Source organism: Mesorhizobium neociceri (assembly GCF_013520985.1).
GTDB classification, from domain to species: Bacteria; Pseudomonadota; Alphaproteobacteria; order Rhizobiales; family Rhizobiaceae; genus Mesorhizobium; species Mesorhizobium neociceri.
The window spans coordinates 52,362-72,944 of the sequence record NZ_JACDTY010000012.1; the positions used below are offsets into that span (position 1 = coordinate 52,362).

The 20,583-nt window shown below is 64.1% G+C and carries 18 protein-coding genes; 5 read left to right on the forward strand and 13 right to left on the reverse strand.

What is annotated here, in order from left to right; all coding sequences use genetic code 11:
* Positions 1–16: 16 nt before the first annotated feature.
* The 13 genes from H0241_RS22505 to H0241_RS22565 all read right to left on the reverse strand — a co-directional run bounded on the left by H0241_RS22505 (position 17) and on the right by H0241_RS22565 (position 13,727).
* Positions 17–412, reverse strand: a complete 396-nt coding sequence (locus tag H0241_RS22505) for a RidA family protein (protein ID WP_181060042.1) — start codon at positions 410–412, stop codon at positions 17–19.
* A 64-nt stretch (positions 413–476) separates the two neighbouring features.
* Positions 477–1,625, reverse strand: a complete 1,149-nt coding sequence (locus tag H0241_RS22510) for an acyl-CoA dehydrogenase family protein (RefSeq protein ID WP_181060043.1) — start codon at positions 1,623–1,625, stop codon at positions 477–479.
* Positions 1,625–2,437 (reverse strand): enoyl-CoA hydratase family protein, encoded by an 813-nt coding sequence (locus H0241_RS22515; protein ID WP_181060044.1) that lies wholly within the window; start codon positions 2,435–2,437, stop codon positions 1,625–1,627. The genes H0241_RS22510 and H0241_RS22515 overlap by 1 nt, the downstream gene beginning before the upstream one ends.
* Complete coding sequence (locus H0241_RS22520) at positions 2,434–2,904, reverse strand: MarR family winged helix-turn-helix transcriptional regulator (RefSeq protein ID WP_181060045.1); 471 nt, start codon at positions 2,902–2,904, stop codon at positions 2,434–2,436. The genes H0241_RS22515 and H0241_RS22520 overlap by 4 nt, the downstream gene beginning before the upstream one ends.
* Positions 2,898–3,671: an SDR family NAD(P)-dependent oxidoreductase gene (locus tag H0241_RS22525; protein ID WP_181060046.1), complete on the reverse strand. Its 774-nt coding sequence runs from the start codon at positions 3,669–3,671 to the stop codon at positions 2,898–2,900. Before H0241_RS22525 ends, H0241_RS22520 begins: the two co-directional genes overlap by 7 nt.
* Complete coding sequence (locus H0241_RS22530) at positions 3,668–5,962, reverse strand: bifunctional salicylyl-CoA 5-hydroxylase/oxidoreductase (RefSeq protein ID WP_181060047.1); 2,295 nt, start codon at positions 5,960–5,962, stop codon at positions 3,668–3,670. The genes H0241_RS22525 and H0241_RS22530 overlap by 4 nt, the downstream gene beginning before the upstream one ends.
* A 142-nt stretch (positions 5,963–6,104) precedes the next feature.
* The gene (locus tag H0241_RS22535) at positions 6,105–6,704 is read right to left on the reverse strand and encodes a VOC family protein (RefSeq protein ID WP_181060048.1); all 600 of its coding nucleotides are present in this window, start codon (positions 6,702–6,704) and stop codon (positions 6,105–6,107) included.
* A gap of 72 nt (positions 6,705–6,776) precedes the next feature.
* On the reverse strand, positions 6,777–7,607 hold the full coding sequence (locus H0241_RS22540) for an ATP-binding cassette domain-containing protein (protein ID WP_181060049.1): 831 nt from the start codon (positions 7,605–7,607) through the stop codon (positions 6,777–6,779).
* Entirely contained in the window at positions 7,600–8,478 is an 879-nt protein-coding gene (locus H0241_RS22545) for an ABC transporter ATP-binding protein (RefSeq protein ID WP_181060050.1), read from the reverse strand. Before H0241_RS22545 ends, H0241_RS22540 begins: the two co-directional genes overlap by 8 nt.
* Complete coding sequence (locus tag H0241_RS22550) at positions 8,475–9,323, reverse strand: ABC transporter permease (RefSeq protein ID WP_181060051.1); 849 nt, start codon at positions 9,321–9,323, stop codon at positions 8,475–8,477. The genes H0241_RS22545 and H0241_RS22550 overlap by 4 nt, the downstream gene beginning before the upstream one ends.
* Positions 9,316–10,323, reverse strand: a complete 1,008-nt coding sequence (locus H0241_RS22555; RefSeq protein WP_181060052.1) for an ABC transporter permease — start codon at positions 10,321–10,323, stop codon at positions 9,316–9,318. The genes H0241_RS22550 and H0241_RS22555 overlap by 8 nt, the downstream gene beginning before the upstream one ends.
* Before the next feature lie 189 nt (positions 10,324–10,512).
* Positions 10,513–12,042, reverse strand: a complete 1,530-nt coding sequence (locus H0241_RS22560; RefSeq protein WP_181060053.1) for an ABC transporter substrate-binding protein — start codon at positions 12,040–12,042, stop codon at positions 10,513–10,515.
* Positions 12,043–12,152: 110 nt separating this feature from the next.
* On the reverse strand, positions 12,153–13,727 hold the full coding sequence (locus H0241_RS22565) for a phytoene desaturase family protein (protein ID WP_181060054.1): 1,575 nt from the start codon (positions 13,725–13,727) through the stop codon (positions 12,153–12,155).
* A gap of 119 nt (positions 13,728–13,846) precedes the next feature.
* Here H0241_RS22565 and H0241_RS22570 point away from each other — a divergent pair, with 119 nt between their 5' ends.
* The 5 genes from H0241_RS22570 to H0241_RS22590 are packed head-to-tail and all read left to right on the forward strand — an operon-like array spanning position 13,847 to position 20,495.
* Complete coding sequence (locus H0241_RS22570) at positions 13,847–14,638, forward strand: cyclase family protein (protein ID WP_181060055.1); 792 nt, start codon at positions 13,847–13,849, stop codon at positions 14,636–14,638.
* A 14-nt stretch (positions 14,639–14,652) separates the two neighbouring features.
* Positions 14,653–16,224 (forward strand): phytoene desaturase family protein, encoded by a 1,572-nt coding sequence (locus H0241_RS22575; protein ID WP_181060056.1) that lies wholly within the window; start codon positions 14,653–14,655, stop codon positions 16,222–16,224.
* Positions 16,224–16,706, forward strand: a complete 483-nt coding sequence (locus tag H0241_RS22580) for a MarR family winged helix-turn-helix transcriptional regulator (protein ID WP_181060057.1) — start codon at positions 16,224–16,226, stop codon at positions 16,704–16,706. The genes H0241_RS22575 and H0241_RS22580 overlap by 1 nt, the downstream gene beginning before the upstream one ends.
* A 44-nt stretch (positions 16,707–16,750) precedes the next feature.
* Entirely contained in the window at positions 16,751–18,904 is a 2,154-nt protein-coding gene (locus H0241_RS22585) for a thiamine pyrophosphate-dependent enzyme (RefSeq protein ID WP_181060058.1), read from the forward strand.
* Positions 18,897–20,495 carry an indolepyruvate oxidoreductase subunit beta family protein gene (locus H0241_RS22590; RefSeq protein WP_181060059.1) on the forward strand — a complete coding sequence of 533 codons (1,599 nt, stop codon included), beginning with the start codon at positions 18,897–18,899 and terminating at the stop codon, positions 20,493–20,495. Before H0241_RS22585 ends, H0241_RS22590 begins: the two co-directional genes overlap by 8 nt.
* Positions 20,496–20,583 lie beyond the last annotated feature (88 nt).

The following is a 20,583-nucleotide window of genomic DNA, read 5'->3' on the forward strand; positions in this document are numbered from 1 at the left end:
GGGAATAACGAATTCGTTATTCCGGAATAACAGCCGTTGCCTGAATCTCGATCTTGGCGCGATCTTCCACCAGCGCTACCACCTGCATGGCGGCCATTGCCGGGAAATGCCGGCCGATCACCTCGCGATAGGCTTCGCCGATACCCTTGAGGTTGCCGAGATATTCGGCCTTGTCGGTGAAATACCAGGTCATCGCGGTGATGTGGCGTGGCTCCGCGCCTGCCTCTGCCAGCACGGCGACGATGTTTTGCAGCGTCTGCCGCACCTGGCCGGCGAAATCGTCGGTCTCGAACTGGCACTGCCCGTTCCAGCCGACCTGCCCACCGACGAAGACGAGCCTGCCGCGCGCCGCAACGCCGTTGGCGTAGCCAACCGGTTTCGCCCAGTCTTCCGGCTGCAGAATCTGGTGCATTTCAAGCCTCCCCGGTAGTCCTAAAAACCAAGTCTCAAATCGAATGCCCGTCGATATCTCGCCGTCAGGCCGCGCCCATCACCTGCCGCGCGATCACTACCTTCTGCACGTCGGAAGCGCCCTCGTAGATGCGCAGCGCGCGAATTTCGCGATACAGGCTCTCGACGATATGACCCTTGCGGACACCGTCGCCGCCATGCAGCTGCACAGCCTTGTCGATCACCTCTTGCGCCTTGTCGGTGGCGAACAGCTTGGCCATCGCCGCCTCGCGGGTGACACGCGCGGCGCCCATGTCCTTGGTCCAGGCGGCGCGATAGACCAGCAGGGCTGCCGCATCCACGTCCAGCGCCATGTCGGCGACATGGCCTTGCACCATCTGCAGTTCCGCCATCGGCGCGCCAAACAGTTTGCGCTCGGCCACCCTGCTGATGCTTTCGTCGAGCGCCCGGCGGGCAAAGCCGAGTGCCGCCGCGCCGACCGTCGAGCGGAACACGTCAAGCACCGACATGGCGATGCGGAAGCCGTCGCCCGGTTTGCCGATCAACGCCGAAGCCGGCACTCGGACCTGGTCGAAGGAAAGCCGCGCCAGCGGATGCGGCGCGATCACTTCGAGGCGCTCGGCAATGCCAAGCCCCTTGGTGTCAGCCGGTACGAGAAAGGCGGAAAGCCCCTTGGCGCCTAGCGCCTCGCCGGTGCGGGCAAAGACGACGTAGAGATCGGCGATGCCGCCATTGGAAATCCAGGTCTTCTCGCCGTTGAGGATATAGAAGTCGCCATCGCGGCTCGCCGTCATTTCGGTGTTGGCGACATCCGACCCGGAGCGTGGCTCCGACAGCGCGAAGGCCGAGATCGTCTTGCCGGTCCTTGTCTTTGCCAGCCATTGCTGCTGGTCGGGCGTGCCGAACAGGCTGAGCGCGCCGGTGCCGAGCCCCTGCATGGCGAAGGCGAAGTCGGCCAACCCGTCATGGCGCGCCAGTGTCTCGCGCGTAATGCACAGATTGCGGACATCGAGCGGTCCCGGATTGTCGGTATCGAGCGCCGTCGGCTTCAGCCAGCCGTCTCGGCCAAGCTTGGCCACCAGCTCACGGCACGCGGCATCGACGTCATGGTGATCGACGGGAAGGTTTTTGGCACACCATGCTTCCAGCCCTTCGGCCAATTCGCGATGACGGTCTTCGAAAAACGGCCAGTTGAGGAAACTCTTGTCAGCCATCAATTGCCCTCGAACACCGGTTTTTCCTTGGCCACGAAGGCCTTGTAGGCGCGCTCGAAGTCACGCGTCTGCATGCAGATCGCCTGCGCCTGCGCTTCCGCTTCGATCGCCTGGTCGAGGCCCATCGACCATTCCTGGTTGAGCTGCGTCTTGGTGATGCCGTGCGCGAAGGTCGGGCCAGAGACGATGCGCGCCGCCATCTCAAGCGCGTCGGTCTCGAGCGCCGCGGCATCGACCAACCTGTTGTAGAAGCCCCAGCGCTCGCCTTCCGCTGCCGTCATCGTGCGCCCGGTGTAGAGCAATTCGGCGGCACGGCCCTGGCCGATGATGCGCGGCAGGATCGCGCAAGCGCCCATATCGCAGCCCGCAAGGCCGACGCGGGTGAACAGGAAGGCGGTCTTGGCCTCCGGCGTGGCGATGCGGATGTCGGCGCTCATGGCGATGATGGCGCCGGCGCCGACCGCGACACCGTCGATTGCCGCGATGATCGGCTTGCCGCAGTTGAGCATTGCCTTGACGAAATCGCCTGTCATGCGGGTGAAGGCGAGCAACTCCTTCATGTCCATCTTGACCAACGGGCCGATAATGTCGTGGACATCGCCGCCCGAGCAGAAGTTGCCGCCATTGGACAGGAACACCACGGCGTCGATGTCGTCGGCATAGACGAGATCGCGGAACGTGTCGCGCAGTTCCGCATAGCTGTCGAAGGTCAGCGGGTTCTTGCGCTCCGGCCGGTCGAGCCGCACCCTGGCGATCCTGCCTTCGACCTCCCACAGGAAGTGCTTCGGCTTGAGGCCGGCCATCGCAGTCATTCGCGTCCCTCCCAGTTGCTGCGGAACGAGGTCAGCATGCCGGTCAGCCGGCGGGCATCCTCCTCGCTGACCTTCCCTAGCAATTCGCCAATCCAAGCTTCATGCGCCGCGGCCATTGTGGCGAAGGATTTGGAACCCTCATCGGTCAGTCGCACCATGGACGTGCGGCGATCGCCATTGCGGCGCGCGCGCGCGACCAACCCTTCCGAAACCAGCCGGTCGACAATGCCGGTGACATTGCCGTTGGACACCAGCAGGAAGCGCGACAGATCGCTCATCAGCATGCCTTCCGGCGCACGGAAGAGGGCGGCCATGACGTCGAAACGCGGCAGCGTCGTATCGAATTCTTTCTTCAGGCGCTCGCGCAGTTCGGCCTCAATCGTGCGCGAGGCGCGCAGCAGCCTGATCCAAAGACGCAGCCGGTCCTTGCCGGGTCCCGACGGCGCGGGCAATGGACCGGCTACCATGTTTCGCCTCCTGAGATCGAAATTGCTTGTCCGGTGATCGATGCCGCCGCATCACCGCACAGCCAAAGCACCACCGCGGCAACTTCTCGCGGCTGGATGAAGCGGCCTTGCGGGTTGGTCGAGGCAAGGCTCGCCCGCGCCTCGCCAGCCGAACGACCGGTCTTTTCGACAATGCGCTGGACGGATGCTTCCAGCATGTCGGTCTCGACGAAGCCCGGACACACGGCGTTGACGGTGATGCCGGACTTCGCCGTCTCGGCCGCCAGCGCCCGCATCAGCCCGACCACGCCGTGCTTGGCCGCCACATAGGGCGCGACATAGGCGTAGCCTTTCAGTCCCGCGGTCGACGCGACGAAGACGATCCGGCCTGCCTTGCGCGCGGCCATGCCGGCCAGCGCCGGCTTCACCGTCAGGAAGGCACCGGTCAAATTGACATCGAGCGTACGCTGCCAGTCGGCAAGCGAGGTTTTGTGCGCCGGCGTGCTGCCGGCCATGCCGGCATTGGCGACGACGATGTCGAACGGGCCACGCAGGGCTTGCGCTTGCGCGTAGAGCGATGTCATCGCCGCCTCGTTGGTAACATCGGCTGACATGGCGTGGATGCGATCGTTCTCGCCGGCCACCTTGGCAAGCTCGGCGTCGCGCCGTCCGCATATGGTCACCTCGATGCCGGCCTCGGCCAGCACGAGTGCGATGGCCCGACCGACGCCGGAACCGCCGCCGGTGACCAGCGCATGTTTGCCAGAGATCGCCGAGGCCGTCGTCATACTTTCAGCCCCGCCGCTGCATCGCGCTCGGCCAGCCTGTAGATCTGGTCGCGTCCGGGCAGATAGGGATCCGGCCATTTGACGCCACGGTCGCCGAGCGTCACGGCCGCATGCAGCGTCCAGTAGGGATCGGCGAGATGCGGCCGCGCCAGTGCCACCAGGTCGGCACGGCCAGCCATCAGGATCGAATTGACATGGTCAGGCTCGTAGATGTTGCCGACCGCCATCGTCGCCATGCCGACCTCGTTGCGGATGCGGTCAGAGAACGGCGTCTGGAACATGCGGCCATAGACAGGCTTGGCGGCAATCGAGGTCTGGCCTGCCGAGACGTCGCATATGTCGACGCCGGCGTCATGCAGCATCCGCGCGATCTGCACGGCATCGGCCGGCGTCACACCCTCGATGCCGACCCAGTCATTGGCCGAAATACGCACCGAGATCGGCTTTTGCGCCGGCCAGGCGGCGCGCACCGCATGGAAGATTTCCAGGGGATAGCGCATGCGATTTTTGAGGGAACCGCCATAGTCATCCGTGCGCTGGTTGGTGACCGGCGTGATGAAGGACGACAGCAGGTAGCCGTGCGCGGCATGGATCTCCAGCATGTCGAAGCCGCAGCGATCGGCCATCTCGGTGGAGGCCACGAACTCGTCGCGCACTTTGTCCATGTCGGCGCGGTCCATGGCCTTCGGCACCTGATTCTCAGGCGACCATGCAATCGCCGAGGCCGCCATGACCAGCCAATTGCCCGAGGCGAGCGGCACGTCTGTGCCTTCCCAACCGATACGGGTCGAGCCCTTGGCGCCGGAATGGCCGACCTGGGCGCAGATTTTCGCCTCGGTCTCGGTGTGGACAAAATCGACAAGCCGCTTCCACGCGACCTCATGTTCGGGCGCATAGAAGCCGGGACAGCCGGGGGTGATGCGCCCTTCCGGGCTGACGCAGGTCATCTCGATATAGACAAGCCCGGCGCCGCCCTTGGCACGCTCGGCATAGTGGGCGAAATGCCAGTCGGTCGGACAGCCATCGACGGCCTTGTACTGCGCCATCGGCGAAACGACCATGCGGTTGTTGAGCTGCATGTCGCGCAGCTTGAATGGGGCGAACATCGGCGCCCGGCGCTGCCTGTTGCCGCCTGCCCCCGCCTGGCGCTGGAACCATTCCTCGGCGCTTTCAAGCCATTTGGCATCGCGCAGCCGCAAATTCTCGTGGCTGATGCGCTGCGAGCGGGTCAGCAGCGAATAGTTGAACTGCACCGGATCGAGGCCGAGATAGCGCTCGACCTCCTCGAACCACTCCAGCGAATTGCGCGCCGCTGACTGCAGCTTCAACACCTCGGTGCGGCGGGCGTCCTCATATCTACGGAAGGCGGCGTCGAGGTCCGGTTCGGTTTTGACATACTCGGCCAGCGCCACCGCGCTTTCCAATGCAAGCTTGGTGCCGGAGCCGATCGAGAAATGCGCCGAGGCCGCCGCGTCGCCCATCAGCGCCAGGTTCTTGTAGGACCAGCGTTCGCACAGCACGCGCGGGAAATTGATCCAGGCCGAACCGCGGATGTGATTGGCATTGGTCATCAGCGCGTGGCCGCCGAGATGCTTCTCAAAGATGCGCTCGCACATGGCGATGGATTCCTGCTGCGACATCGCACCGAAGCCGAAGGCAGCCCAGGTCTGTTCGCTGCACTCGACGATGAAAGTCGCCGTCTCGCTGTCGAACTGATAGGCGTGAGCCCACACCCAGCCATGCTCGGTCTTCTCGAAGATGAAGGTGAAGGCGTCGTCGAATTTCTGGTTGGTGCCGAGCCAGACGAATTTGCATTTGCGGGTGTCGATGTCGGGCTTGAAGACATCGACGAAGGTGTTGCGCGCCCTTGAGTTCAGCCCGTCGGCGGCAACAACCAGATCATGCGACGCCATGTAGGGCTGAGGGTCGGCGATATCGCTCTCGAACATCAGCTTGACGCCGAGTTCGCGCGCGCGCCGCTGCAGCAGGATCAGAAGTCGTTTGCGGCCGATGCCACAGAAACCGTGGCCCGACGAGACCGTTCGCACGCCGTCATGGATGACGGCGATGTCGTCCCAATAGGCGAAATGCTTCTTGATCCAGACAGCGCTGACCGGGTCGTTTTTGGCAAGGTTGTCGAGTGTTTCGGCCGACAGCACGACGCCCCAGCCGAACGTATCGTCGGCGCGGTTGCGCTCGAACACCGTGACCTCATGCGCGGCGTCTCTCAGCTTCATCGAAATGGCAAAGTAGAGGCCAGCTGGTCCGCCGCCGAGAACCGCAACCTTCATCCGTGCGATCTCCTCTTCGCTTGCTGCACCCCAAGTATCGCGCTAGAGATAAAATATTTCAAGCTTAAAGTTTCGTACCGAATGATTGTCTGGACATCGGGTGGCGCGCTTGCGAGCCAGTCCCGCAAGCGCGCTCTGGAAATCACTTGTCCGGGTTCTTCGGGCTCCACAGGACGGTGTCGGCGCTCTTCTCATAGGCCATCCCGTCGGGATAGCTGATCGCCTCCAGTTGCAGCCCCCATGGCGCCTGGAAATAGAGGATGGTCTGGCCGGCGGCCGGACCTTCCTTGACCGGCAGCGGCCCCATACGCGTCTTCACACCCTTGCCATCGAGATAGGCTTTCGCCGCGGCGACATCATCGACATACAAGGCAATGTGGAAGCCGCCGATATCGCTGTTCTTCGGCGTCAAATCCTTCTGGTCGGGCGCGGTGTATTTGAACAGCTCGATGTTCGATCCATAGCCGCAACGAACCATGGTGACCTGCTCGATGACAGCCTTCGGATCGACGCCCAGAAGATCCTGCATGAAGGTGCCCTTGTCGTCAGCGAACGGACCGAACGACATCGCCTTCTTGCAGCCGACGACGTCGGTGAAGAAGTCGACCGCCTGCTTCATATCGGGCACGGTGATGCCGGTGTGGTCGTGGCCGCGCATGCCGGGGATCGCATCGGCCGAGGCCGCTCCCATCGAGCCGAACAGGATCGCGGCAAGCATCGTGCCGCGGGTTGCGTGGTTCATGTCACCCTCCGTTCGCGGGCTGATTTTGCCCATCATGCACGTCCGAGGCCCGCGGTTCGGCGTGCGGGAATCCTATGCCGGCGCTTTCGTCGCTGGCCGCAGCCAGTCCGCGTCGATCTCGGGCAGAGGAATGGCGGCAAGCAGGTCGCGCGTGTAGGTCTCCTTGGGATTGTCGAACAGCGCATCGGTGGCGCTCGCCTCGACGATCCTGCCTTCGCGCATGACGATGACTTGCTGGCAGAGCCGCCTGATGACCGACAGATCGTGGCTGATGAAGGCGACGGTCAGCCCCATCTCCGCCGCTAGCTTCTCCAGCAAGGTGAGGATCTGCGCCTGCGTCGACACGTCAAGGCCGGAGACGATCTCGTCGGCCAGCACGAATTTCGGCGACAGCGCCAACGCACGCGCAATGCCGACGCGCTGGCGCTGGCCACCCGACAGTTCATGACGATAGCGGCTGGCGAAGCTTTGCGGCAGGCCGACGCGATGCAATGCCTCGGCGATGCGTTCCTTGAGCCTGTCGCCAAGCCCATTCTGCTTGAGCGGCGCGGCAATGATGCTGGCGATGGTGCGACGCGGGTTGAGCGACGACATCGGGTCCTGGAAGATCATCTGCAGGTCGCGGCGCTGAGGTCGCAGTTGCGCCTCCGGCAGATGGGTGATGTCGCGACCCTCGAAACGGATGCTGCCGGCGCTCGGCTCCAGCAGGCGCACCAAAGCGCGGCCAAGCGTCGATTTTCCGGACCCGGATTCGCCGACGATGCCGGTCACCGAACCGCTCGGCAGATCGAAGTCCAGGCCTTTCAGAATCTCAGCCAGCGGCGCGCGGCCGATCACAGGCTTGCGGGTCATGTCGGGCAGCGCCACCTTCAGCCCGCGCACGGAAAACAGCGGCTCAACCATGCGGCCGCCTCCACGCCTGGTCTGCCGCGGCGATCTCGGCGGCAAGCCCGGCCAACACGGTCTCGTCCACCGGCATCAGCGAGGCGAAAGGATCGGTGTAGCGGGGCGTGGCGGCCATCAATGCCCGCGTATAGGGATGCTCAGGCGCGGCGAAGAGAGCGGCCGTGTCAGCCTCTTCCACCACCTTGCCGGCATAGAGCACCGAAACTTTCTGGCTGATCTTGGCTACGACGCCGAGATCGTGCGTGACGAACAGGATCGCGGTGCCATGCTCGCGCTGCAACTCGGCGATCAGGCGCAAGATCTGCTTTTGCACGGTAACGTCGAGCGCGGTGGTCGGCTCGTCGGCAACGATCAGCCTTGGCTCGGCGGCGAAGGCGGCGGCGATCAGCACACGCTGGCGCATGCCGCCGGACAGTTCGTGCGGATAGCTCTTCAGCACCCGGTCGGGGTCGCGGATCTGCACTTCGTCCAGCAATTGCCGGATGCGCGTATCGGCCTTCTCTCCGCCCCAGCCGAGAATGCGCACCAGTCGGTCGGTCATTTGCGGGCCGATGCGGCGCGACGGGTTGAGCGCAGTCAACGGATCTTGCGGGATCAGCGCCGTGCGCGCGCCGATCAGCGTGCGCCTTGCCTTGGGCTGCAGCTTGCCGAGGTCCTCGCCTTCGAGCTTCATATTGCCTTCGACGATGCGCACGCTTGATGGCAGCACACCAAGCACCGCCTTGCCGATCATCGTCTTGCCGGCGCCGCTCTCACCGACCAGTGCTCGCACCTCGCCGGGTTGAACGGACAGCGACACCGAGCGCAGCACGCGCTGGCCGTTCGGCAGCACCGCGCTCAAATCGCGGATGTCGAGGCAGGCGCTCATCGCAGCACCGGATCGAAGCGCGTCTTCAGCGCCTCGCCGAACTGACTGAACGACAGCACGGTGAGGATCAGTGTGATCAGCGGAAACACCAGCACCCACCAGGCCTGGTGGATCGACAGCCGGCCCTCGGCGATGATGCCGCCCCAGGTCGGATCGTCGGTCGAGATCGACAGATTGACGAAGGACAGGATCGCCTCGACGATGACGGCGATGCCCATTTCCAGCGACAACAGCGCCACGATCGACGGCACCACATTGGGCAGTACCTCGCGCAGCATGATGCCGATGCGGCCATAGCCGGCGATGCGGGCGTTCTCGACATAATCCATGCGCGACTGGCCCATCGCTTCGGCACGGATCACCCGGCAAAAGCGCGTCCAGTCGATGATGCCGATGGCGAGAATGACGGAGCTCAGGCCGGTGCCGAGCACGGCGACCAAAAGGATGGCGAACAGCACCGGCGGAAACGCCATCCAGACGTCGACGATGCGCGAGATGATGCGGTCGGCCCAGCCGCCGAAATAGCCGGCGACCAGCCCGAGCGTCGAGCCGACAAGGCAGGCGGCAATGGCAGCGGCAAAGGCGACGATGAAGGCGATGCGGCCGCCGAAGATCAGCCGTGACAGCAGGTCGCGGCCGAGGCTGTCGGTGCCCAGCCAATAGCCGGGCTCGGCGCCATCGAGCCAAAAGGGTGGCAGCCGCTCCAGCATCAGATCCTGCGCCAGCGGGTCCTGCGGCGCCACCAGCGGCGCGAAGATCGCGGCCAGCAACGCCAGCAGCAGCCAGCCGCCGGCCAGCCAAAGCCTCGGGCTCAGTCTGCGTCGGGCAATGCGCGCCTCATCCATGGCGCAGCCTCGGATTGAGCAGCGCGTACATCATGTCGACCGCAAGATTGATCAGCACAAACAGCAGCGCGAACACCAGCACGATGCCCTGGATCAGCGGCAGGTCGCGGTTGATGACGGCGTCGATCGCCATGTTGCCGAGGCCTTCATAGGAAAACAGCCGTTCGACGATGACCGTGCCGCCGATCAGGAAGGTGAACTGCACCCCCACCAGGGTCAGCGTCGGCAAGGCGGCGTTCTTCAGCGCCTCGCGCAGGATGACCTGCGTTTCCGAAAACCCCTTCACCCGAGCCAACACGACATAGTCGAGGTCGAGCACTTCCTTCAGCGACTGTTTCAGCAGCTGCGAGATGATTGCCGCCAGCGGCAGAGCCAGCGCGATTGCCGGCATCAGCATGTGCTTCAGAAGGTCCCAGGTCAGGTCGAGGCGCAGTCGCAAGATGCTCTCGAAGAAATAGAACTGGGTGACGAAGGGCAGGTCGAGTTGCGGCGACACCCGGCCGGAAATGTCGAAGATCGGCACCAGCACGCCAAACAGCAGGATCAGCACGAGACCCCACAGGAAATCGGGAATCGAAAGGGCGGCACCGCTGGCGACATCGATGCCGGCCTCGACCACCGTGCCGCGCTCGCGCGCACCGAGGACGGCCGTCGTGCCGCCGAGCGCCACCGCCATGATCAGCGCGACGATGGCGAGTTCCAGCGTTGCCGGCAGCCGGTTGAAGACGAGGCCGAGCACATCTTGCCTGAGCGAAATCGAGGTGCCGAAATCGCCCCTGACGACACCGGACAGCCAGATGAAGAATTGCTGCACGATGGTCTTGTCGAGCCCGTAGAGTGCGCGCAGCCGGTCGATGTCGGCATCCGTCGCGCCGGGCGGCAGCATCATGGCGATCGGGTCACCAGGTGCGACGCGGATCACGACGAAGACGACGACAGCCACGCCGAACAGCGTGATCAGCATCGTCAGCAGACGGATCAGGAATCTTTGCAGGAGCATTCTGGTGTAGGCCCAGTGCGTTTCTAACGAAGAGCCCCCTCATCCGTCCGCTTCGCGGCCACCTTCTCCCCGAGGGGGAGAAGAGGTCACGGACGGCTGAGCTGGTCTCTTCTCCCCAGCGGGGAGAAGGTGGCCCGTAGGGCCGGATGAGGGGGCCGCTCAGCGAAGAGTGGCGCCCACAAGCCGATATCAGGCCGGAGTCATCAGCGCCGGCAGCAGCGCGCCGGACACATGCTGCACCACGTTGACGCCCTTGGCATGCACGATCGGCTGCGCATACTGCATCAGCGGCAGCACATAGGCCTGCTCGGCGATGTATTTGTCGACCGCCTTCCAGCCGGCAACGCGCTTGGCCTCGTCCTTCTCGCCCCACAGCGGGTTGATCATGTCGATCAGGTCCTGACTGTCCCACACCGAGTGCGGGCTCGGGCCGTACATGGCAAAACCGGTCGACGTCGTCGGGTCGCCGATGGCATTGCCCCAATTGTAGAAGGCGGCCGGCGCCAACTTGTCGGCGGCGCGCAGCTCATAGTGCTTGGCGATCTCGTAGACCTCGATCGTCGCCTCGATGCCGACCTTGCGCCACATGCCGACGATCGCCTGGATCATCTCATAGTCCTTGGGCTTGAAGCCCTTGGTCGTCTGGATGGTGAACTTGACCGGTTTTTCGGGCGAATAGCCGGAAGCCGCGAGCAGCTCCTTGGCCTTTTCCGGATTGTGCTCGACCTTGATCGAGGCATCGAAGGCCGTGTACTCCGGAGTCTCCAGCGTAGCGATCGGTTGGCCGTAGCCGCGCAGCAGCCGCTTGACCAGGAGCTCCTTGTCCACTGCCATGACGGCGGCCTGGCGGACGTTCTTGTCCAGCATCGCTTCGATGTCGTTGAAGAAGATCATGCCGATGTCGGAAACGGGCTTGCACGAGCCGGCAAGCCCGTCCTTGGCGATCAGCCGGTCATACTCCTCATAAGGAATTTCGAGCGTCACCTGCGAAGAGCCGGATTCGATCTCGGCCACGCGGCTTCCCGCGTCGGTGACGAACTTGATCGTAACATTCTCGAAGGCTGGCTTGCCGCCCCAATAGGTCGGGTTGGCCTTGAGCCGCAGGAAGGCGTTGCGTTCGAATTTTTCCACCATGTACGGGCCGGTGCCGATCGGCGCCTTCTCGAAGCCTTCGGCGCCGACCTTCTCATAGTAAGCCTTCGGCAGGATGTAGCCGGTCAGGAACGACATCCATTTGAAATAGACCGGATCGAACTGCACGACGTCGCCGGTGATCTTGTTGCCGTCGATCTTGAAGTTGCTGACGTTCTTCCACACGAACTGGATCGGGTTGCCGGTCTTTTCGTCGCCCGCCCGCTGCAGCGACCAGACGACATCCTCGGGCGTGAAGGGCGAGCCGTCATGCCAGGTCACGCCTTCGCGCACCGTCATCGTCACCTTGGTGCGGTCGTCGTTCCAGCCCCATTCGGTGAGCAGGCCTGGCGCGAAGGAGAGGTCCGGCTTCTGCGGAATGAACTGGTCGAACACGGACTGGTAGAGACCCTGAATGGTCGGGTTGACCGCCGAGGGTCCGGTGGTCGGGTCCCAGGACGGCAAATTGACATTGTAGGCGATTGTCAGCTCGCCGGCGGCCGCCTTGGCGATATGGGGCAGGCCGACTGCGGCCACCCCAAGTGCTGCGGCACTGTATCCCAGCAATTCGCGTCTGTTGATTGTCATGGTCGTTCCCCTTGTTGTTTGTTGTCTTTGCGCGGCACTATCAGTTCATAGCTTCAGGCTTCGTGGGCAGCAGCGCCTTGCCTCTCGTCGCCTTCATGAAATCTTCCGAGCTACCTCCCGCCAAGCTGTTGCGCGAGCATAAAGCCCGAGGCCGCGCCGGTGCCGGCGCCCGGCCATGTGGCGGCGCCCGTGAGATGCAGATTGGCGACCGGCGTGTTCCAACCTGCATAGCGTCGCGCCGGGCGAAACAAGAAGTTCTGCGCCAGATGGTGGCTGCCGCACACCTGGTCGCCACCGACGAGGTTCGGATTCTCGCGCTCGAGGTCGATGGGCGAAAACACTGCACGGCCGAGGATTTTCGTACGCAGGCCGGGCGCATAGGTCTCGATAATGTCGAGCACGCGCTTGGCATAGGCATCCTTGACCTGATCCCAATGCGCGGGCGCGATCTTGCCGGCCGCGTCGCCCAGGATTTCGGCGGGCAGCATGCGCACCTGAACCCACAGTATGTGCTTGCCTTGCGGCGCGCGCGACGGATCGATCGCGGTCGGCTGGCCGACGACCAGCACCGGTTCGTCCGGCAGCATGCCCGCCATCGCCTGCTGATAGGTACGCGACATCGCGTCGAGCGACGGCGACAGATGCACGTAGGCGAACTGCCGCAGTTCGGCGCCGGAACGCCAGTCCGGCAGGTCGTCGAGCGCCAGATGGATCATCATCGTGCCCGGCGCGTGCCGAAACTTCTGCATCGCCGTGTCGAAGCCGGCGTCGCCGGAACCGTTTGGCAGCAACTTGCCGCTCAGCGCTCTGGGCGCGACGCCGGCAATGACCGCCTTGGTTGCCGTATGCGTCTCACCGGATGCGAGCCGCACGCCGGATGCCTTGCCGGCGGAAACGGTAATTTCGGTGACCTCCGACCCCGTGACGATCTTGCCGCCCGCCGAGGTGACCATACCTGCCAGCGCCCGGATAATGGTGTCGGCGCCGCCTTTGCCCAGCACCATGCCAAAGCTCTGATTGGCCATCGATTCCAGATAGGGGAACACAGCGCCGCCGGCGATGTCGGGTGCGAAGTCGAGATGCATGCCCCAGGTGGCGAGCGTTGCCCGCACATGCGCGGACTCGAAGTTTTCTTCCAGCCAGGCGCGAGGCGATGACAGCAAAAGCCGACCGGTGTCGAGCGCGCCTGACATGCCCTTCTTGCGCCACAGGTTCCATGCGGTGCCGGCAAGCGCACGCGCACTCATTGGCGAGCCCAGCAGCCGGAACAGATGCTCGGCCTCCGCCGGGAAGGCAACGACCAGTTTGCGCCATGTCGTTGCATCGGCGGCGGAGAATGTGGCCATGCGCGTCGCGGTCTTTTCCAGATCATTGCTGACGCCGAACCAGCGTCCGTCCGGGAAGGCGCTGGCGAAACAGTCGGCGACCGGCGCGAACTCCAGCCCCTGTGCTTTCAATTCATTTGCATATTTCCGGTGGAAGGCAGAGCCGGCAAACAGGCTCAGATTCATCGCGCCGAAATCGTGACGGAAGCCTGGAAGGGTTAGTTCGCGGGTCTGCACGGCGCCGCCGATTGTTGCACTGCGCTCGAAAACCGCTGTTTTCCAGCCTTTGAGCGCCAGATGCGCGGCGCATGCCAAACTGTTGTGGCCCGCCCCGACAAAGATGGCGTCGAACTCGCTCACGCCCCGTTCCCATTTCCTTTATGCTTAAAGATAATTGCAGATGCATATGTTTTCGTCTAGTAGGATATTAAGGGCCGAGACGAGCCTTGATCATCACCAGAAAGAGGGAACTTCAGACCATGGACACGCAAAAACTCCTCGGCGAAGTCGCCGGCCAGCTGCTCTCAGGCGCCATCAGGGTGGTCGACCTGTCGGCGCCGCTCGGGCCGGACACGCCGCTGATCAAGCTGCCGCCGGAGCTCGCCGTGGACACGCCGAAGGTCGAGATCCACAACATCTCCCGCTACGACAAGAACGGCCCGTGGTGGGCCTGGAACTGGCTGAAGCTCGGCGAGCATTCGGGCACGCATTTCGACGCGCCGCAGCATTGGATCAGCGGCAAGGACTATCCGGACGGCGCTACCGACACCATTCCGGCGCAGAACTTCGTCGGTCCGGTCAATGTCATCGACTGCTCGAAGGAAGCCGCCGCCGACCACGATTTCCTGCTCACCGTCGACCACATCAAGGCGTGGGAAGCCAAGCATGGCGCGATCAACGCCGGCGAATGGGTGGTGATGCGCACCGACTGGTACAAGCGCAACGGTTCGGAAGCCGAGTTCCTCAACGCCAACGAGACCGGCCCGCACACGCCTGGCCCGACGGCCGAAGCCATCCAGTTCCTGATCAGCAAGAACATCAAGGGTTGGGGCTCGGAGACGATCGGCACCGATGCCGGCAAGGCCGGCGGCATGGAGCCGCCATTCCCGGCGCACACACTGATGCACAAGGCCAACCGCTACGGGCTGGCCAGCCTCTGCAACCTTGACCAGCTGCCGCCAAAGGGTGCGATCCTGATCGCGGCACCGCTCAAGATCGAGCATGGCACCGGCAGCCCGATCCGCGCGCTGGCACTGGTCTCGAAAGGCTAAGAAAGCACGCTGAGGTGAGCCAGCCGGATCACATCATCGTCGGCAGCGGCATCAACGCGCTGGTCTGCGCGGCGATGCTCGGCGGCAAAGGGGCGCGTGTGCTCGTCCTCGAGCGCAACGACCGCATCGGCGGCTGCATGCGCACCGAGGAGATCACCGCGCCCGGCTTCATCCATGACGTGATGGCGACAACCTTCGTGCTGTTCATCACCTCGCCGGCCTTTGCAGCATTGGGCGGCGATCTCGCGCGGCATGGGCTGGAGTTCTGTCACACCGGCACGCCAACCGGCGTGCTGCGACCGGACGGCAGCCATGCCGTGCTCACCACCGACCGCGCGGTCAATGTCGCGGCAATCAATGCGATTGCCGCCGGCGATGGCGATAGCCATGCGGAGGATGTCGGCGGCATCGAGCGCAATGCCGGCCTGCTTTTCGGCCTGCTCGGTGGCAGCCTGTGGTCCTATCCGACGGCGAAACTGCTGGCCGGCGATGCCTGGCGGCGCGGCCCGCGCGGTCTTGCTGCGTTTCTCGGTGAAGCGTTGATACCGGCGCGAAGCTGGCTGGAAAGCACCTACCGGTCTGAGACAGTCCGCGCGTTGTGGGCGCCCTGGGTGCTGCATGCCGGGCTTGGACCGGAAGACGCCTTCTCAGGGCAGATTGCCAAGGTCATTGCCTTCGCGCTGGAAGCGGCCGGCGCGCCGATCGTCAAGGGCGGGGCAAAGACCCTGCTCACCGCCTTCGAAGCTCTGATACGGGAACGTGGTGGCGGCATCCGCACCGGCGCCGATGTCGCCTCGATCGTCCAGAGCGGTGGCCGCGCGACCGGCGTACGGCTAGCATCTGGCGAAACGATCACTGCCAACAAGAGCGTCATCTGCTCGGTCACGCCGACGCAGCTCTATGGCCGGCTGCTCGGTGCGGATGCTCCCAAAGCCGATGTCGAGGCGACGCAGAAATATCGCTACGGCAAAGGCAATTTCCAGATTCACTATGCGCTGCACAAGCCGCCGGCATGGCGCGGCGATGGCCTGGACAAGGTGGCGCTGCTGCACCTGACGCCGGGGCTCGACGGCGTCTCAAAAGCCTGCAACGAGGCAGCGCGCGGCATGCTGCCGGAAGTGCCGACCATCTGTGTCGGCCAGCCGCACGCACTCGATCCGTCTCGCTGCCCGGAAGGCAAGGCGATCCTGTGGCTGCAACTGCCCGAAGCGCCCCGCCACATCAAGGGCGACGCTGCCGGCAAGCTGCAGACACCCGCTGACGGACAATGGACCGACGCGTTGCGCGAAGCCTATGCGGATCGTGTCGAAGCCATCCTCGCCAGCCATATCGATGGTTTCAAGGACAGCGTGATTGCGCGGCGCGCCTATTCGCCGGCCGATCTCGAAGCGATGAACATCAATCTGGTCGGCGGCGACCCCTACGGTGGTTCGTCCACCATCGACCAGTCTTTCCTGTGGCGGCCGTTCAAGACCAGCCGCAACCATCAGACCGGCATCAAAAACCTCTACCATATCGGCGCCTCCACCCATCCAGGCGCGGGTCTTGGCGGCGGCTCAGGCTTTCTCCTGGCGGGGAGGCTGTGATGGAGCAGAAGGTCGCGGAAAGGCGCCAGCGCATTTCGACCCTCGGCCAGATCGGCCTGCAGCAATTCGCACCCTATCTGATGAACCGCATCATGGGCCGCTACAACGCCACCTTGCGCGACGATTTCCGCAAGCAGGGCCTGACCATCCCGCAGGTCCGCACGCTTGCCGTGCTGTCGGTGACCGACGGCGTCACCGTCAACGACCTCTCGGTCTACACCGTCATCGAGCAGTCGACCTTGAGCCGCACGCTCGACACGCTGGAGGGGCAAGGCTTCGTGCGGCGCGAGCAAGGCGTCACAGACAGCCGCATCCGCCATGTCTTCCTGACCGACGAGGGCCGTGCCGAGTTCACCCGCGCCTGGCCGGCCATGCATGACGCCTTCGAGGCGATGTTCGACGATATCGACGATGCGGAATATGCAGCCCTGATCGCGACGCTTTTGAAAATGCTCAAGAACATTCGCAAGCACGACATCTAGACGTACGCGCCGGCTGCATCGGCCGGCAACGGAAGGTTGGAAAAATGGCCGAACGGTCTTTTGCCAGGGAAGTCGAAAAACTCAGGCTCGGCGCCGGCGAGGAATTTGCTGGCGAGGGCATTCTCGCCATCACCAAGGCGCTGCTGCAATGCGGCGTCGGCTACGTCGGCGGCTACCAGGGCGCGCCGATCAGCCATCTGATGGATGTGCTGGCCGACGCGCAGGACATTCTGGGCGAGCTCGGCGTGCATTTCGAGGCCAGCGCCTCGGAAGCGACCGCCACCGCCATGCTGGCTGCCTCAGTGCATTACCCCATTCGTGGAGCAGCGACCTTCAAGTCGACCGTCGGCACCAATGTCGCTTCCGACGCACTGGCCAACCTCGCCTCCGGCGGCGTCACCGGCGGCGCGCTGATCATCGTCGGCGAGGATTATGGCGAGGGCTCCTCGATCATGCAGGAACGCAGCCATGCCTTCGCCATGAAGAGCCAGGTCTGGCTGCTGGACCCGCGCCCGAACCTGCCGTCGATCGTCAAGGCGGTGGAGGACGGTTTTGAACTGTCCGAAGTGTCCAACACGCCGGTCATGCTGCAGGTGCGCATCCGCTGCTGCCATGTCCATGGTCACTTCATCGCCAAGGACAACAAGCGCCCGCCGATGACGGTGGCCGATGCGCTCGACGCGCCGCGCCGCGACACCGGTCGCATCGTGCTGCCGCCCGCTTCCTTCCTGCATGAGAAGGAGAAGGTGCAGAAACGTTGGCCGGCGGCGGTCGATTTCATCGCCAGGAACAAGATCAACGAATTCTTCGGCTCGGATCACGGTTCGGTCGGCATCGTCATGCAGGGCGGCATGTACAATTCAGTCATCCGTGCCTTGCAGCGGCTTGGCCTTGCCGACACCTATGGCGAGACGGATGTGCCGCTCTATGTGCTCAACGCCGTCTATCCCCTGATCGACGATGAGTTCCTGTCTTTCTGCGAAGGCAAGCAGGCGGTGCTCGTCGTCGAGGAGGGCCAGCCCAACTACATCGAGCAAGCCTTTGCCGCCATGCTGCACAAGGCCGGGCGCGGCACCAGGCTGGTCGGCAAGGAATATCTGCCGATGGCCGGAGAATATACCGGCCAGGTCATGCTCGACGGCATCGGCGCCTTCCTGCGCGCCGAGGCCCCGCACCTGCTGCCGGGCGAGGTGCGCGCGCCCAACAAGGTCGGCGACGGCGTCGACACCGCGGACCTGATCAATGTCGTGCCCGGTCGTCCCCCGGGCTTCTGCATCGGTTGCCCGGAGCGGCCGATCTTCGCCGCGACAAAGCTGATCGAGCAGGAACTCGGCAAGCACCACATCGCCTCCGACATCGGCTGCCATCTGTTCTCGATCATGCCGCCCTTCGAGCTCGGCGCCACCACCATGGGCTATGGGCTGGGGCCGGCCTCGGCCTCGGCCTTCAATTCGCCCGACGCCAAGCGCCGCTCGATCTCCTTCGTCGGCGATGGCGGCTTCTGGCACAACGGCCTGACCTCCTCGATCGGCAATGCGGTGTTCAACAAGAACGACGGCGTCATCGTCATCGTCGACAATTTTTACTCCGCCGCCACCGGCGGGCAGGACATCCTGTCGTCGCGCGCGGGCAACAAGACCAAGTCGACCAAGCATCCGATCACCGAGGCGGTGAAGGGCATGGGCGTCAAATGGCTGCGCCACATCGACCGCACGTATGACGTCGGCAAGATGCAGGACGTGCTGCGCGAAGCGCTGACGACGGATGAGAAGGGTCCCAAGGTCATCGTCGCCTCGTCCGAATGCATGCTCAACCGCCAGCGCCGCGAAAAGCCGCTGGTGGACAATGCGATCAAGGGTGGCGAGCGCGTGGTGAAGCCGAAATTCGGCGTCGACGAAGACATCTGCACCGGCGACCACGCCTGTATCCGGCTGTCCGGCTGCCCCTCACTGTCGGTGAAGTCGCTCGACGATCCGCTGCGTGACGATCCGGTGGCATCCATCGACCAGAGTTGTGTCGGCTGCGGCAATTGCGGCGAGGTGGCGGACGCTGCCGTTCTCTGCCCGTCGTTCTACCGCGCCGATGTCGTGCACAATCCGAGCCGTTGGGATCGCTTCCTGGAGAGCGCTCGCCGCGCCACCATCAGCCTGCTGCAACGCCGCCGCGAAAGCCGGCGCCTGACCTTTGCCGATGCTTGACGCTGTCCCGCCATTCCGCGCCCGGACCGGCGCTCAGGACGACGAGCGCGTCATCAAGCTGGCCGTGCTTGCGGTCGGCGGCCAAGGCGGCGGTGTGCTGGCCGACTGGATCACCGATGTTGCCGAGCGCAGTGGTTACATTGCGCAGTCGACCTCGGTTGCTGGCGTGGCGCAACGCACTGGCGCCACGATCTATTATGTCGAAATGGCCCGAAACACCGGCCGGCTGCCGGTCTTTGCCCTGTCGCCTTCGCAAGGCGACGTCGACATATTGATCGCCGCCGAGCTGATGGAGGCCGGCCGCGCCATCATCCGTGGCTTCGTCACGCCCGATCGCACCACGCTCATCGCGTCTTCGCATCGCATTGCCGCGGTGTCGGAAAAGATCGAGCCAGGCGACGGCCGGGCCTCATCCTCCAAGGTGAACGCGACAGCCGAGGCCGCATCGAAACGCTTCATCGCCTTCGACATGGAAAAGATCGCCGCCGACAACGGGTCGATGATTTCCGCCAGCCTGCTTGGCGCGCTGGCCGGCTCCGACGCATTGCCGTTTGCCCGTGAAAGCTATGAGCAGGCGATCGGCGCCGGCGGCCGGGGCGTGAAAGCCAGCCTCGCTGCCTTCGGCGCCGCGTTTGACCGCGCCCGCGGTACGGCGGCGCCGGGGCCAGAACCAGCAGAGCCAGCAATTGTCGAATCTGCTTCAGGCGCAGGCCGCGTAAACGGCCCGCAAAACCTGCTGCATGGCTGGCAGACGCTGGCCGCCCGCATCGACCTGATGCCCTTGCCGGTGCGCGACATGGCGCTTCGAGGCTTGAGAAAGGTCGTCGACTATCAGGACATCGCCTATGGGCGCGACTATCTCGACCGGCTGGACAAGGCCGTCGCGCTGGATGGCGCCGACCATTCCCATGCGTTGTCCATCGCGGCCGCCAAGCATCTGGCCAACGCTCTATGCTACGACGACATGATCCGCGTCGCCGATCTCAAGACGCGCTCGACGCGTGACCGGCGTGTGCGCAAGGAGGTGGGCGTCAAGGACGGCTCCGTCCTGCAGGTGACCGAATATTTCCATCCGCGCATCCAGGAATTCTGCGGCACGTTGCCGGCGGGGCTCGGCAGCTATATCGAGAACCGGCCGAAGCTCGCTGCTTTCCTCGATCGCCGCATCAACCATGGGCGCCACATCCGGACCGATAGCTTTGCCGGCTTTGCGGCCCTCTGGTTCATCGGCGGACTGCGCCGATGGCGCCGCCGCCTGCTGCGTCACAAGGTCGAGACGGCACATCTGGAGCGCTGGTATGCCCTGGCGCTCAGCCACGTGCCCCATGACTACGCGTTGGCCGTCGAAATCCTCAACTGCCGCCGGCTGATCAAGGGCTATAGCGACACCCACGTCCGCGCCCAGTCGAAATTCGACCGCGTCCTCTCGGCGCTGGATCTGGTCAAGGGCCGCGCTGACGCTGCCGACTGGATCAGGCGGTTGCGCGAGGCCGCGCTGAAGGACGAGAAAGGCGACATGCTCGATGGCGCGTTGAAGACGGTGGCGTCGTTGTCTGATCATAGTGTGGGAGGAGGAGGAGGTCGACCTTAGGATGGCACCTCTCTGTCGCGCCTATGACGATCTCATCAATGGCGATGGCGCCGAAGTCGGCGAGGCGATCTCGCGTATCTCGACCTGG